General features: G+C 44.3%; 12 protein-coding genes and 3 tRNA genes. 4 read left to right on the top strand and 11 right to left on the bottom strand.

Features of this window, described 5'->3' with window-relative positions; translation table 11 throughout:
• Positions 1-123 precede the first annotated feature (123 nt).
• From BUC50_RS03195 to BUC50_RS03175, 5 genes are all read right to left on the bottom strand, one after another.
• Positions 124-1,212, bottom strand: coding sequence for a dipeptide epimerase (locus tag BUC50_RS03195; RefSeq protein ID WP_286677139.1), 1,089 nt, complete (start codon positions 1,210-1,212; stop codon positions 124-126).
• A gap of 1 nt (position 1,213) precedes the next feature.
• The gene (locus tag BUC50_RS03190; protein ID WP_013048345.1) at positions 1,214-2,410 is read right to left on the bottom strand and encodes a DUF819 family protein; all 1,197 of its coding nucleotides are present in this window, start codon (positions 2,408-2,410) and stop codon (positions 1,214-1,216) included.
• A 163-nt stretch (positions 2,411-2,573) separates the two neighbouring features.
• Positions 2,574-2,918 (bottom strand): DUF3870 domain-containing protein, encoded by a 345-nt coding sequence (locus BUC50_RS03185; RefSeq protein WP_013048346.1) that lies wholly within the window; start codon positions 2,916-2,918, stop codon positions 2,574-2,576.
• A 112-nt stretch (positions 2,919-3,030) separates the two neighbouring features.
• A tRNA-Pro gene (locus tag BUC50_RS03180) sits at positions 3,031-3,108 on the bottom strand.
• 10 nt (positions 3,109-3,118) lie between these two features.
• A tRNA-Ala gene (locus BUC50_RS03175) sits at positions 3,119-3,193 on the bottom strand.
• A gap of 121 nt (positions 3,194-3,314) precedes the next feature.
• Between BUC50_RS03175 and BUC50_RS03170 the strand changes: the two genes are divergently transcribed.
• Positions 3,315-5,024: an Rqc2 family fibronectin-binding protein gene (locus tag BUC50_RS03170; RefSeq protein ID WP_286677138.1), complete on the top strand. Its 1,710-nt coding sequence runs from the start codon at positions 3,315-3,317 to the stop codon at positions 5,022-5,024.
• On the opposite strand, the gene BUC50_RS03165 is transcribed toward BUC50_RS03170, so the two are convergent.
• From BUC50_RS03165 to BUC50_RS03145, 5 genes are all read right to left on the bottom strand, one after another.
• The gene (locus BUC50_RS03165; RefSeq protein ID WP_273312207.1) at positions 4,954-5,934 is read right to left on the bottom strand and encodes an RluA family pseudouridine synthase; all 981 of its coding nucleotides are present in this window, start codon (positions 5,932-5,934) and stop codon (positions 4,954-4,956) included. The two genes, BUC50_RS03170 and BUC50_RS03165, sit on opposite strands and share 71 nt — an antisense overlap.
• A gap of 55 nt (positions 5,935-5,989) precedes the next feature.
• Positions 5,990-8,770, bottom strand: coding sequence for an isoleucine--tRNA ligase (ileS, locus tag BUC50_RS03160; protein ID WP_013048349.1), 2,781 nt, complete (start codon positions 8,768-8,770; stop codon positions 5,990-5,992).
• Positions 8,771-8,873: 103 nt separating this feature from the next.
• On the bottom strand, positions 8,874-10,826 hold the full coding sequence (locus tag BUC50_RS03155; protein WP_273312217.1) for a TRAP transporter permease: 1,953 nt from the start codon (positions 10,824-10,826) through the stop codon (positions 8,874-8,876).
• A gap of 57 nt (positions 10,827-10,883) precedes the next feature.
• Positions 10,884-11,414, bottom strand: a complete 531-nt coding sequence (locus tag BUC50_RS03150) for a DUF1850 domain-containing protein (RefSeq protein ID WP_148211336.1) — start codon at positions 11,412-11,414, stop codon at positions 10,884-10,886.
• A 61-nt stretch (positions 11,415-11,475) separates the two neighbouring features.
• Positions 11,476-11,551 (bottom strand) — tRNA-Arg (locus BUC50_RS03145).
• Between the two features lie 122 nt (positions 11,552-11,673).
• Here BUC50_RS03145 and BUC50_RS03140 point away from each other — a divergent pair.
• The 3 genes from BUC50_RS03140 to BUC50_RS03130 are packed head-to-tail and all read left to right on the top strand — an operon-like array spanning position 11,674 to position 13,961.
• Positions 11,674-12,381 (top strand): LexA family protein, encoded by a 708-nt coding sequence (locus BUC50_RS03140; RefSeq protein ID WP_213700855.1) that lies wholly within the window; start codon positions 11,674-11,676, stop codon positions 12,379-12,381.
• Between the two features lie 19 nt (positions 12,382-12,400).
• The gene (locus tag BUC50_RS03135) at positions 12,401-12,700 is read left to right on the top strand and encodes a hypothetical protein (protein ID WP_013048353.1); all 300 of its coding nucleotides are present in this window, start codon (positions 12,401-12,403) and stop codon (positions 12,698-12,700) included.
• A complete protein-coding gene (locus BUC50_RS03130) occupies positions 12,666-13,961 on the top strand; it encodes a Y-family DNA polymerase (protein WP_286677137.1) in 1,296 nt (431 codons plus the stop codon). Before BUC50_RS03135 ends, BUC50_RS03130 begins: the two co-directional genes overlap by 35 nt.
• Here the strand turns inward: BUC50_RS03130 and ribF are convergent.
• Entirely contained in the window at positions 13,918-14,868 is a 951-nt protein-coding gene (gene ribF, locus BUC50_RS03125) for a riboflavin biosynthesis protein RibF (RefSeq protein ID WP_013048355.1), read from the bottom strand. The genes BUC50_RS03130 and ribF overlap by 44 nt on opposite strands.
• Positions 14,869-14,876 lie beyond the last annotated feature (8 nt).

The following is a 14,876-nucleotide window of genomic DNA, read 5'->3' as shown; positions in this document are numbered from 1 at the left end:
GTAATGCTAACCAGGGTTGAGCATCTCAAACCTGGTTTTAACAAAAAAGATCGCGTTGGTCTCCTTATAATATTTGAGGCAGCGGGGGTAGCCCCGCTGCTCTTAATTTGTTTAATGAACATGCTACACCGGTTTAAGCCCATTGATTTTAGTAATGCCAAGCCCAGGTCCTTTTGAAAGAGTGATTGCCGGGCCATCGTATTGGGCGCCACCTTCCACTGGATCTGCTGAACATAAAATAGGCGGGTCTAGATCAGCTCTGGTGATAACAGACATGGCAGTGGCAAGATGACATGCTGCCGTTACGCTGATTTTACTTTCCATCATGGCACCGATCATGCACTCTACCCCAGAGGAGCGAGCCATGGCACAAATGGCAAGAGCATTGCGAATGCCGCCCGTCTTCATAAGTTTTATGTTGAGTAGATCCGCAGCCCTCATAGTAAGGAGAGTAAGGGCATCTCGGGGAGAAAATACTGCTTCATCAGCAAGAATCAGGGTGTTTACTGTGTCGGTTACCATTTTCAGGCCTTCAAAATCATAAGCAATAACCGGCTGCTCTACCAGTTCAATATTTAGACCGTTATCTTCCATAAAATGAATGATGCGAATGGCTTCCTTGGGTGTCCACCCCTGGTTTGCGTCTACCCGCAACAATATCTTATCCCCTACCGCTGAGCGAATTTCTTTTAGACGGACCATATCCTGATGGAAATCAGTACCCACTTTGATTTTGAGGGCTGTGTACCCCTCCCCTACGGCTTCAAGACTGTCTTTCACCATTTCATCGGGGGCATTCACACTAATAGTATAGTCTGTGACCACTTTTCGTTTTATTCCGCCTAAAAGGGCGTAGAGAGGCAGATTCAGCATTTTCCCCCACAGATCATGAAGGGCTATATCTATTGCTGCTTTGGCCGAAGTGTTATGTAATATAGCGCGATCTACAACATCAAGGATTGCCCCCAGATCGTCAATATCTTTGCCTATTAGAAGAGGGCGTATCCGCTCCTGAATGGCACCATGAATGGCACCATTAGTGTCTCCCGTTATAACCGCCGTGGGAGGTGCCTCCCCATATCCGCAAACTCCGTTGTCTGTTTCAATTACCACCACATTGGTTGTTACTTCTGAGACGGATCTCAAGGCCGTTTTAAAAGTTTTTTTCAAGGGGATAGACAGTTGTCTCAGATAAATATCTTGAATCCTCATTTTAAACTCCCGCGATTATTGAAAGAACTTTGGCGACGAAAAGTCCTCCCCATGTACCTACTACATACCCCATAAGAGCCATAAGAACACCTATTGGCACCAAGGTTTCTTTATATGCAGCGGCAATAATAGGAGCAGCGGCAACAGCCCCTATATTAGCAAGACTTGCCACGGCGCATGTAAAAAGATCAAGTTTGATAATTTTAGCTATGATAGCCATGAGCAATGCGTGGATTCCCAAGACAACAAATCCCGCCGCCAGATAGTAAGGAGCATCTGTAAGCTCTTTGAAGGAAGCCCGGGAAGCAATGAGGCAGATAATAATATAAAGCATGGTAACAGAAACTGGAGATGAGCCAGGAATGCTGTTCATAGGAGTCATGGCGCATATGATGCCAAGGAATGTGGCTATTATGATGGTAACCGTGCTCACAGACAGAAAGTCGCTTTTGCCAAAAATATTGATTAGCATAGGCGATAAAACTGAAGCACCGTAACTTGATAGAGCAGAAACAAAAAGTCCGGAACCTACCAAGAGTACCAAGTCTCCTGTTTCCATTTTTGTGCGAGCGTTATCTTGCATTTCAGATAGCATCATTCCTACAGAATCGATGGTAGAAGTATCGGTCTTTGTCCATTTATTAAAAAACCGTGCGTAAGGAACGCTTGCAAGAAGTAGAATCACCCAAATAGAATAGTTTACGTTATCCACCAGAAGAGTGTATCCCATAGAAGAGTCGCTAATACCCAATGCACCCTGGATAGCTACCATATTGGCTGTGCCGCCAATCCAGCTTCCAGCTAAAGCTCCCCAGGTCTTCCACGATTCTCCAGGGAAACCATTTTTCATGAGGAAAAACATCACTACGAAGCCTATCATGATGGTAAAAGTCGCAGAAAAGAAACCAATAAGCATGCGAGGCCCTAATTTGAGAATCTTTCTTATGTCGCACCGTAATAACATGATAAAAATCATTGCGGGGATAAGATTTCCTCTTATTACTCGGTAGGTAGCCTTGATACTGTCATTGTTCTCCCATAGACCGAAGGTAGCAAAGATCATACAAGAAACGTAGAGAATGACAGGAGTTGGTACATACTTAAAAAAGGTAGAGTTCTTGTACTTCATTTCTAAGGTTGAAACGATTCCTGCGAAGCAAAACAAGAAAGCAAAATACGCGAAACCCTGGGTTATCACTGCAACCCCTCCTCAAAATGAAATATTAGGCCTATATTTAGAGCCTTTACATAAAAAAATCCAGCAGCTGCCGACGCATATACGCCGGTAACCGCTGGATTTCATCCCCTGACATCCGTGAGCCAAACTCAAACGAACTTAAGGACGAAGCAGCCTTTCCCTATTAAACTTTCTTTAAGGCGGTAACCTCTTTATACTTTTTTATTGCATCTCGGTATGCTGCTATAATAGCTTTTTGGGAAGACCCGAAATATCGTGTCAGAACATTTGAAACAATTACTTCTTCATCCTGAACAAGACGGCGCCCTAAAAAGACCTCCTGAACAAACCTCTCTGTTACTTTAAGAGTCATGGAAACGCCACAATCAATAATTTCCTCACTGTCTTTCAACAGAATGAAAGATATGAAGAAAGCTCCAAATTGCTGATTGATCGGATTAAAACTTGTTGTTTGCGAATTCCCCACTATAAGGATGGAATTCTCCGGATATTTAACATAATTTGACATGATGAAATTCTATCATGTTCTAATAAAATTTGTCTACCTTCGCCCCGGAGCATTAGATTTTATACAAAAAAAGGGGGAAACTGCATATTTGCAGCTTCCCCCTTATCTAAAATGGTCGGGGCGAAAGGATTCGAACCTTCGACCCCCTGCTCCCAAAGCAGGTGCGCTAACCAGACTGCGCTACGCCCCGGTTTAAGCACTGGTGGAGCTGGGGGGATTTGAACCCCCGGCCTCTTCCGTGCGAAGGAAGCGCGCTCCCCCTGCGCTACAGCCCCACATGATCAACGGCGAATATTGTAATGATCGCAGCAGCACTTGTCAAGCTTTTAGCGGAATACTTGCTCTCGCGATAGTTTGTATCTATTATTCTATTATAAAAAGAAAGGAAAATATATCATGATATATGGAGCAGAATTTGTACATCAATGGGCAGAAGAACTTGATGAAATCCTTTCTGGCCAACGCCTTTTTCGGGTAGAGGGAGCTGAAAATTGGCTAGCGATGCGGTTTTCTTCTATTCCCCTTTCACTATTTATAAGCTGGCATCCTCAAAGTTCTGGATGCTGCCTTCTCAGTGAAAATGAGCTTGATCAGGTAAAACGTTTTTCGGACGGCAAACACAGGTTCGTAGATGCACTGAAAAGCCATGTGGTCAAAGGAGAAGTAACTGCCGTAAAGCAGGTGGATTATGACAGGATCATCGCTCTCAACTTTTCACGTAAGGTTGGGGCCGGTTTCGATGTCGAGAGAACACTGATTTTAGAGTTTATGGATAGGAATAGCAATATTATCCTTCTCGATGAAAACAAAGTGATCATTGACTGTGTAAAACATATTCATCCTGAGATAAACCGCTACAGAACCATTGTGCCATCTCACCCCTATGTGACGCCGCCTCCCCTGCAGGGACCGTCTCCATTAGAACTGTCGCCAGAGACATCTCTTGAAGATATGATGCAGGTGAAAGGCATTGGCCGAGGGCTGAGATCTTATATGAAAGACTACTGGCACCATCTTTCCCCATTTGAGTGGGCTGTAAACATTCGAAAGATATATGAAGAAACGAAGCCTTCAAAAGGCCTCATACAGAAGCACAACAGTTATATAACAATATTTCCCCTTTCCTTGGAAGATATGGCATCTGTGGGGGAAAACAAGGCCCTTATAGCGTCAAAGATGTTTGTGGTTGATCCCTTTATTCGTGACAGAAGCGAACGGATAAAAAAAGAAACAATGAAAATTGTAAAGCGGGAGATAAAGTCACTTGAACGGCATCTTAAAGGAGTTGAGAAGCAAAAAAACGAATCACTAAAGGCGACATGGTACAGAACATGTGGGGAATTGTTGCTAGCCAACCTTTACTCTATTTCATCCAGAGCCGATAACGTGTCTCTTTCGGGATGGAATGACGAAGGGGAAATAACTGTGGAGATTCCACTAGATCCCAATAGATCTGCTTCAGATAATGCTTCTCTCTATTTTAAGAAATACAAGAAGGCAAAAGGCGATCTTGAAGAGATAGAACAGAATATAACAGCGCTTGAGGGGCGCATATCAGAACTTGAGGATCAGTTAGAAATTATAGAGGAGCTAGAGATTCCGTCTCTTATAGATACTCTTTGTCGTGATATTCGAGAATGGTTGGCACCTGCTAAGAAGAAAAAGGGGAAGAAAGCAAAGAAAGAAGCGACGCGACCACCTCATCTTCGCTTGTTTTATGAAGATGCCATTCTTCTTGTAGGACTTAATGCCAGAGGAAACCGTTACGTAACATTCCAAGAGGCGTCTCAGGAAGATATCTGGCTTCATGTTCACGAATTGCCTGGCTCCCATGTAGTTATTAAACGGCCAGAAGGAACAAAGGAAGATTTGGAGGGTACAGATTTGCTGACGTTAGCGGCATCACTGGCCGCGTTCTTTAGTAAAGGCCGCCATTCAACAAGGGTTCAGGTGGATTATACGGAACGAAAACATGTGCGCCATATTTCCGGCAGCGGTATAGCTCATGTAACCTATACCCACCCTGAAACGATTATTATTGACCCTGACCTGTGGAAAGAATATTTTTCAGAAAAAGAGATAATTCCTGAGGGAGACAGGCTCTGAAACTCATTCGACTTCCATTTATGGGATGATCAAAAGCCAATTTCCATGCATGAAGAAACATCCTGCCTGGTGTTCTTTGCAGACTTTGTTTTGTGCCGTAGAGGCCATCGCCCACAATAGGGCACCCCCTATGTTTGAGGTGCACCCGAATCTGATGGGTACGGCCTGTATGAAGGGTGCATTCAATAAAGCTATACTTTTGGTGTGTCCAGAGAATGCGATATTCTGTCAATGCAGGGCGCCCCGTGTCTGTTACTGTCATCATGAGTCTGTTCCGTTGGCTTCGACCTATGGGTTCTTCTATAAAGCCTGCGGCCTTTCGAAGTTTTCCGCAGCTGAGAGCAAGGTATTTTTTCTCCACAGAGCGGCTTCGAAACTGGTTTTGGAGGTTCTGTAAGATCTTTGGGGTTCGAGCAACAACAAGAAGGCCAGAGGTGCCGCTGTCGAGGCGATGGACAATTCCTGGGCGAACCTCTTCATCGAATTTTCTCATGTCTCGGTATTTATACAATAAGCCATGGACAAGGGTCCCATGCCAGTTGCCGGGAGCAGGATGAACAACGAGGCCTGCTGGTTTATTGACAACAATAATATAGGGGTCTTCGTAAATGATCCCGAATTTTACCGGTTCTGGCTCAATTTCCAGAGTTTCAGCAGGGGGAACCACTATATGTATAGCCATTTCTGCCGTAACTTTAAGGGCAGGTTTCAGAGCGCGTCGAATTCCTGAAATTTCCACGTTGCCCAGACGAATCAGTTTTTGAACGTAGCTTCGAGTCAGACCAAGCTCTTCGGCAAGGAACGCATCAATTCGCTTGCCTTCTTCATCCCCTTGTGGTATAAGGGTAACTTTATGTTCTATGTTTTCTTCCTGCTCTTCGAAAAATTCGCCACGTTCTTTGTCTACCATTTTTATCCCTTTTCTAAAAAACAGGGGCGGAAACGAGCTCCGCCCCTTGGCATTGTTAGTCTTTTATTACTTCGGCACAGCGAGGACACAGTCCCCGAGCATCTACATCCTCTGAGTATTTCCAGCAACGAGGGCATTTTTCTCCCTTCGCCTTGTCCACTGCCACAGTCAAACCTGTTTCTTCATCTTGCCATGTAATGGCCAGATTTCCAGTTTCTTCTACCCATTTAAAGTCAGAAACAATAGCAAACATGCCCCACTCTTCTGGAGTGAAAAGGGAATGGTCATAGTCTTTTGATATCTTAACTTCCACCCTTGCTTCAAGGGAATGTCCAATAATGTCCGACGTTCTTGCTGACTCAAGGGCACGGCTGACAGCTCCTCTGACCGTTAGCACCCGATCCCATTTATCTTCGAGTTCTGGTGCAATATGTTTTTTTTCAATTTCAGGCCAGTCTGAAAGGAATACGCTTTCTGGAAGACGGGCGTCTATCTTTATCATTTCCTGCCAGATCTCTTCTGCAGTGAAGCTGAGAATAGGTGCCAACATGCGGGTCAATGTAAGGAGAACTTGCCACATAGCTGTCTGGCAGCCTCGCCTTGATATTGAATCCGTTTCATCTGCATAGAGGCGGTCTTTGCTTACATCGAGGAAGAAGGAGCTCAGCTCTGTAACGCAGAACTGGTGAATTACAAATGTAGGCACATGGAATTCATATTCGTCGAAGCCATGGGTCGCTCGATCTACAACTTGATTCAATTTCGATAAAATCCATTTATCGATTTCAAGAAGCTCATTATAAGGAACTGTGTCTTTCGCTGGATCAAAATCCACAAGGTTGCCAAGAAGATAACGAGCCGTATTACGAATGCGGCGATAAGACTCTGTGAGGCTCTTGATAATACCTTCTGAGATTCGGATATCGTTTCTGTAGTCTGTAGAGGCCACCCAAAGTCTTAGTATATCTGCACCATATTTGTCTACCACTTCCTGAGGACGAACGACGTTCCCAAGGGATTTAGACATCTTTTTCCCTTCCCCGTCAACAATAAATCCGTGAGTGAGAACATTTCTATATGGGGCCTTTTTACGTATCGCAACTGATGTCAAGAGCGATGTCTGGAACCAACCGCGATGCTGGTCGCTTCCTTCCAGGTACATGTCAGCAGGCCATTTAAGTTCAGGTCTTGTTTCTAGAACTGAAAAATGGCTTACGCCTGAATCGAACCATACGTCCATAATGTTGGTATCTTTCACAAGATGGCGGCTTCCGCAAGTCGGGCACTGCGCCAGGTTTCCAAGAAGCTCTTCAGGGGACAGTTTCCACCAGACACTTGATCCCTCTTCTTTCACTTTAGCCTGAACAGCCCGGATCAATTCGGGTTTGAGGATGAGTTCGCCACATTCCTTACAGTAAAATGCTGGAATCGGAACACCCCATACTCGCTGTCTGCTGATGCACCAGTCGGAACGGTCTCGTACCATGTTGTAAATGCGATCCTTTCCCCAGTCAGGAATCCAACGTACACCCTTCTCAATAATGTCGAGGGTTTCCTGCCTGAACTTGGAAACAGCTATGAACCATTGCTCTGTAGACCTGAATATAATGGGACGTTTACATCTCCAGCAATGGGGATAGGAGTGTTTGATTTTAACCTTTCCAAGGAGTCTTCCGGTTTCAGCAAGAAGGGCAAGAACTTTATTTGCCCCATCGTCGAGGGAAAGACCACCAACTATGGGTGTTTTGGGCAAGAAGTAGCCGCTACCATCCACGGGGTTATAGATCTCTATTCCATACCGAACACCAGTTTCATAGTCTTCTACGCCGTGGCCGGGTGCAGTGTGAACACAGCCAGTTCCCGTATCGAGCATGACATAATCAGCAAGAAGCAAAGGGGTTGTCCTATCAGGATAGAATGGGTGAATAGCTTTAGCGTGCTCAAGTTCTCTCCCTTTGCAACGAAACAGAATTTCACCGAATTCCAGGCCTATTTCCTTTGTAACAGCTTCAAGAAGGGCTTCTGCCAGAAGATATACCTTGTCTCCACTTTCTACAAAAACATAGTCGTAGCCTGGGCCAAGGGCTACAGCCATACTGGCAGGGAGAGTCCAGGGGGTTGTTGTCCATACCACTACATTTACATCCCGCCCCTTTAAAACCTCAATGGAATCGCCAATTTCAGGCATTGAATAGGCAACGAAAATAGAAGGAGATGTTTCATCCCAGTATTCTATTTCAGCAGCAGCGAGCGCTGTCTGGCAATCAGTGCACCAGTACACTGGCTTGTGTCCTTTGTATACAAGCCCCAATTCAACCATGTCGGCAAAAGCTCCTAGTTGAGCGGCCTCATATTCCGAATGAAGAGTTACATAAGGGTTCTCCCAGTCACCCACTACACCCAAGCGGATAAATTCATTTCGCTGAATGTCAAGATATTCATAGGCATATTTAGTGCATTTCTCTCGAAGCTCTACAGGGTCAATGGCATCTTTTGTAATGCCGTGGCTCTTGAGAACATGAAGTTCTATTGGAAGGCCATGAGTATCCCATCCGGGGACATAAGGGGAATAATATCCCTTCATAATTTTGTATTTGGGAATAAAATCTTTCAGGATTTTATTGAATGCTGTTCCAATATGTATGTTCCCATTTGCATAGGGAGGTCCGTCATGAAGAATGAAGGACTCTTTCCCCTCCTGTTTTTTTAACATTTTGTGGTAAATATCGATGTCTTTCCAGAAATCAAGATATTCAGGCTCTCTCTTAGCGAGATTAGCTCTCATCGGGAAAGACGTTTGGGGAAGCTTAAGTGTATCCTTGTAGTCTGTAGCCAATGTTATGTACCTCCTTTCAAATAGGAAAAGGCCGTCTCCAAAAAACAGAGACGGCAAATTCGTAACCTGTTGATTTTAGCACAAGTTGAAAACTTGTAAAATGTTACTCTGTCGTCCCGGCTTCTTTCTTTGCTTTTCTAACCTGAAGTATATGGATACCTATGAGGATAATCAATCCTATGACATCTGTTTGCCAGCCAGGGATCAATAGACCTAGAGCACCGCCCAGGGAAATAATCCTCTTCCACCAGGCCATTGAAGTTTTATAGAATCCAATAGTAGCCATCCCTAGTAAAAATACACCCAAAACAGCAGTGACAACCGCTAAAATAAAGGGGAATGGTTTAAAGTCAACAAGCACAAGCATTGGATTATAAACATAGATAAAAGGAACAATAAACCCAGCCAGCGCCAGTTTAACAGCTGTTATCCCTGTACGCATTGGTTCTGCGCCCGCAATGCCAGCACCGGCATAGGCAGCAAGAGCTACAGGGGGACTAAGGTCAGCCGCTATGCCAAAATAAAGAACGAACATGTATGCTGCCATGGGCGGGACCCCCAGTTTGAAGAGCGCTGGAGCCGCCATAGTGCTTGTGACTATAAAGTTAGCTGTTGTGGGAAGACCTGCTCCAAGGAGAATACAGGCTACCATTGTAAGAAGCAATGTTGCCAAGAGCTTCCCTCCGGCTATAGCAACAATGGCACTCGCTATTCTCAATCCCAAACCTGTTAACGTAGCTGTTCCTACAATAATACCGACTGTGCCACATGCACAGGCTACGCCAAGAGCTCCTTTTGCGCCATTTTCGAGTGCTAGTTTTAGTTTTTTCGGCGTAAGCCTCGTTTCCTTATTCAGAAAAGATACGGCTATGCTGATTATTATCCCATTATAAGCAGCCTTCAGTGGAGTAAATCCTGCTAGTAAAAAATACACTATACCAAAAAGGGGCAGTAAAAGATGCCCTTTAGCCTTCAAAAGTTTCAAAAGGCTTGGGAGTTTTTCCTTTGGAAGCCCCAGGAGTCCGAGGCGTGTCGCTTCAAAGTGTACCTGAACCATAACCGCAAAATAATAAAGAAGGGCCGGAACTACTGCCGCAAGAGCTACCTGAACATAAGGAACACCCATAAACTGAGCCATAATGAAGGCAGCTGCTCCCATAACAGGAGGCATTATTTGTCCTCCTGTTGAAGCCACCGCTTCTACTGCTCCGGCAAAGTGGGGCTTATATCCAACACTTTTCATCAAAGGAATAGTGAACATTCCCGTAGTACAGACATTTGCCACAGAGGATCCTGAAATTGAGCCCATAAAACCTGAGCTTAGAACAGCGACCTTGGCAGGCCCACCAGTAGCCCCACCTGCCATTGCCATGGCCAGATCGATAATGAACCGCCCCATACCTGTTTGTTCCAATACAGATCCAAACAAAATGAACATAAACACAAAAGTAGCGGATACTCCCAAGGGAATGCCAAATACACCCTCTGTTCCTAGATACATGTGGTTAATAATCCTTTGGATATTAAACCCTCGATGCTGAAACATTTGTGGGAAATGGCGCCCAAAATAACAATAAAAAAGGAAGAAAATAGCGATACAGGGCAACACTGGACTTGACACTCTGCGCGTTGCTTCCAACAAGAGAATAATACCCATAAAACCAACAATGATATCCATGGTCGTTGGCAAACCAGCCCTATTCACAAGGTCTTCAAACTCAAAGAAAATATAAAGAGTCGCAAATGCAGCAAGGGCCGCCAGTATAAAATCGTACAATGGAATGCCGTCTCTTCTGCTTGTTTCTCGGGCAGGATACAATAAAAAAACAAGAACTAGAACAAAGGCCAGGTGCAAAGACCCCTGTTTCATAGCCAATAGCAAACCGAAACCAGACGTATAAAAATGAAAAAGTGACATGGCTACAGCAATGGCAGTAATAAGTATCCCCTGCCATCCTAAAAGATCACGATACCTGGCTTCAGTGTCAAACTGACGTCTAAGTTCGTCTAGATTGATTTCTGAATTTTGAGCTGCTTCTGTTTTTTCATTTGGCATATTGTTCACGTCGCCCAAAAATCTCCACCTCCAGTCAGTATGTAATTTATCAAATAATTATCTTTTTCTGAAAAGCAGTGGGACTTGTGTCACTTCAATGTAAAAAACGTTATTGGGTATAAGTTGATATAAATCAAGCTTTCCAGTTGTTGAGGAATAAACCCAGTTTTTGCCTAATTCATCGTCGCCTATACGAATACGTAAAACTTCCCATGTGTAAGGACTTCCCCGAATAACCATCCAATCTTTCTGCAACAAAAATCGCCCTCGTGGAGGTGGTTCTGTAGGGAGGCCAGCATTATGAGAACGAAAACGCTCCTCCCAAAGCCAAAGACGAGGGCCTGACAACACATAAACATCTTCCACTGGAGTTTTTTCCACAGAATGAATGTAACCAGTTTTTATTTCGACTCCAGAGGGGGCTAGCGCTGAACAGAGTTCCCAATCCTGGGTTCGAAAAGAAAGAAAATGCACTGGTATAAAAAGAAGATAAAAGGCAGAAAAAAGAATGAGTGATATAAGGATGTTCGAGGTCCAACGTTTCGACGTTCTTACCCCCTCCCTGATTTTCAGTCTTTTCAGACTCATAACCCACAAAGAGGATTATACCTGTTTTCAACGTTAATTGGCAACTGAAAGGACAATAATATGGCGGACCTGGGCCGATTCGAACGGCCGACCTACGGCTTAGGAGGCCGTTGCTCTATCCCCTGAGCTACAGGCCCGCTCGGGACGGCGATAATGTTATCATGAGGTACTTTTTCGTGCAATATGCTTTATTTTAAATTCCCCCTTGTCTTTTATAGCTAATTGGATAGTATATAGAGAGGAAAAAGGAGGCGATGGCATGTTTTCTGGGAAAAGACTATCCGAATTAAGAGTAAAACGAGGATTAACACAATTAGAACTAGCTGAAAAGCTAGGGGTATCTTTTCATACAATTCTCCGCTGGGAAAAAGAACGGCGATTCCCAGATGTTTTCCACCTCTCCATCCTTGCTGATGTCTTGGAAACAAGTGTAGCCTACCTTATGGGGGAGAAAAAAAATGGAAGCGGCAAATATTATGCTCGGGACATTGATAAGGAAGCCGTTATAGCGGTTCCTTTGCTTGACTCCTCTTTTGTTGCCTGTGCTGGATGGGGCTTTGGTGATATGGAAGGCATAGAACCCGATTTTTGTGCTACTTTGATAGTGGGCAAAGACGATATAGGGCGGATAGGGGGAAAATGCCCTTATGCTGTAAAAGTTGAAGGTGACAGCATGCAGGAAGCGGGAATTCCCGATGGAGCCCGAATTTCCGTGAATCCGGAAGAACCCATTTACAATGGCGACGCTGTATTAGTGAAGTGGGGGCGGCGGGGAGATTTAGCTGTAAAGTGGTATTACGAATATAACGATCGTGTGGAGTTGCGCTCTTCAAATCCTGCCAAATACCCCCCAATCATTATTACGAAAGAAGAAATAGAACAAGAAGCGGAGGCTGGGAATATCGATTTTTTTAGGATATGCGGAAAGGTTATGGTTGTAAGTGTTATCCCCAAAAGGGGAATTTAAAGGATTGGGGAGTATACGTATGGGAATACAATTTACCAGATCGGATGGGAAAATACGGTCAATCCACGATGAACTGCTGGGAATTCTTATTCCTACCCCTCCCGCAGCATTTTTATTCAAAGAAAACGGGGCTATTTGCATCGTCGATCGATCTGTATCTCCTTCCAACGGAGACAGCGTCATTATTTACAATGAAAGTCAGGGATTTCAGCGAATCACCTTTAGCGAACGAGTTGATAATGAACAAGTATGGGGTGTTGTGACGTGGATTTGTCATGAAGCATGTGGCAGTAAAGCCAATAGTTCTGTGCGATTGTAATAATTTTTTTGTTTCATGCGAGAGAATTTACAGGCCTGATCTGCAAAAGAAGCCGGTAATAGTTCTATCAAGCAATGATGGTTGTGTTGTGTCACGATCAAATGAGGCTAAAGCATTAGGGATTCCCATGGGAGTGCCATTCTTCCAAGTAGAAAAAGCATGCCGCCATTATGGGATTGCCGTTTTTTCCAGTAATTTTGAACTCTACCAGGATATTTCTTCCCGAGTTATAGCTGTTATGAAAGATAATGCTCCAACCGTAGAAGTATATTCTATAGACGAAGCCTTTTTGACCTTTGATTTGTCAAGTTATGCTCATATAGAAGAAAAAATGGCCCAGATTCACAAGCAAGTCTATCAGTGGGTTGGAATTCCGGTTTCCATTGGTGCTGCCTCCTCTAAGACTTTGACAAAACTTGCCGCTGAATATGGAAAGAAACACGAAGAAACAGGGGGTTGTTACAGCCTTCTGTCTTTAGCTTCTGAAGAAATGACAAACTTCCTCGAGAGAGTACCTGTAGGTAATATCTGGGGCATAGGGAAACAACTGGCTATGCGCCTGGGAAAACATAGGATACGTACGGCAAGGGAGCTGCGTGATGTTCGAGATGAAAGAATTATGAAGATAATAGGCATGCCAGGGGTGAAAACGGCATGGGAGCTCAGGGGGATTCCCTGTATCAAAATAAAGGAAGCTGAAACCTTGCAGAAAACCCTTCAGGTTTCCCGCTCTTTTGGGAGAGAGATTAAAGATGTTGATGGGATCGCAGCAGCTATTACTCATTTTGTTTCATCAGCAGGAATTCGTCTTCGTCAGGAAAAGGCCCTGGCCGGAGCTATAAGCGTATATATTACGACAAATCCTTTTCTGACCCCTTACTATTCCAACAGTGTCAGCATTCCAGCTCCCTACCCTACAAACTATACACCCCAGCTCATAAAGTTGGCCCTGTTGGGGCTGGACAGGATTTACAAACCTGGATATTACTACACGAAGGCCGGCGTTACTTTAGAAGATCTATCGTCCCGCAGCTATATGCAAAGGTATCTTTTTGCCAAGGACGAAGGCGATGACGCAGATAAAAAGCAGACCTTGATGGATGTAGTGGACGCCATAAACGAGAATGTGGGGGAAAAAATTATTTCACCTGCGATTCTTCATTTCAATGAGGGAAAGGAATGGGCCCCTCGCTCAAACTTGAAATCTCCTGCTTATACTACTCGATGGGAAGATGTTCCTTATGTAGAAACTGCTGACTAAAACGTCTGTAAAAAGGGTTTTCCCTTTCTGTGTTTTCTTCGAAGAGCGTCACCGCAATTTCTGAATCCCGAGAAAGCTGCTTTGCCAATGCTTGGCGGTTCGAAAAACGTTTTTCGCTCCTCAGATATTCTTCGATGAATACCATTATTTTTTTGTTGTAAAGATCATCTGAAAAACCCGGGATATGTACTTCTATCCTTAACCCTTTTACATCTGTAAATGTGGGATTCGATCCGATGTTGAGGGCTCCAGGATGAAAGGAACCGTCTATTATAACGGTCGCGGCATAGGTGCCGCTTGGCGGGATGATTTTATGGTCAGGAACAGTAAGGTTAGCAGTAGGGAACCCTAGCTCTCTTCCTCGATGGTGACCATGCACTACGGTTTCATATAAGAAGAAAGGGTAGCCTAACAAATACTTGGCCATTTGCATCCGCCCAGAAAGAACTTCACTCCGTATTACAGTGCTGCTTACTGCCAAACCATCTATTTCAAGAGTTGGGACAGGAGAGAAAAGAATGTTTTTCTTCTTGCAATATTGCCGTAAAAAAGCTATGTCACCCTTTCGGCCAGCTCCAAAACGGAAATTCTCTCCAACAACAATTCCGGTTACTGATGTTTGGCTTTCGAGCCTGCGCAGAAAATCCAGAGGGTTCAGGGCCGCAATATACTGATCAAAGGGCATCCATAGAATATTTTGAATATGAAGGGCTGAAGCTATCTGTCGCTTTTCAGCCTCTGTAAAAAGCAAAAAAAGACGATCTGGATTAAACACATACTGGGGATGAGGGGTAAAAGTTACTACTCCCCAAGTGTCGTTTTGTTCCACAGAGAGACGTTCAGCTTCTTTCAGAAGCAATTGATGCCCCTTATGAAAACCGTCAAAAGCGCCTATAACCTGAATCATTGCCTACC

This window comes from Aminobacterium sp. EBM-42 (assembly GCF_001896635.1).
Taxonomy (GTDB): domain Bacteria; phylum Synergistota; class Synergistia; order Synergistales; family Aminobacteriaceae; genus Aminobacterium; species Aminobacterium colombiense.
Note: the sequence above shows the minus strand (reverse complement) of the source record. Positions and strands in the feature narration are given on the sequence as shown.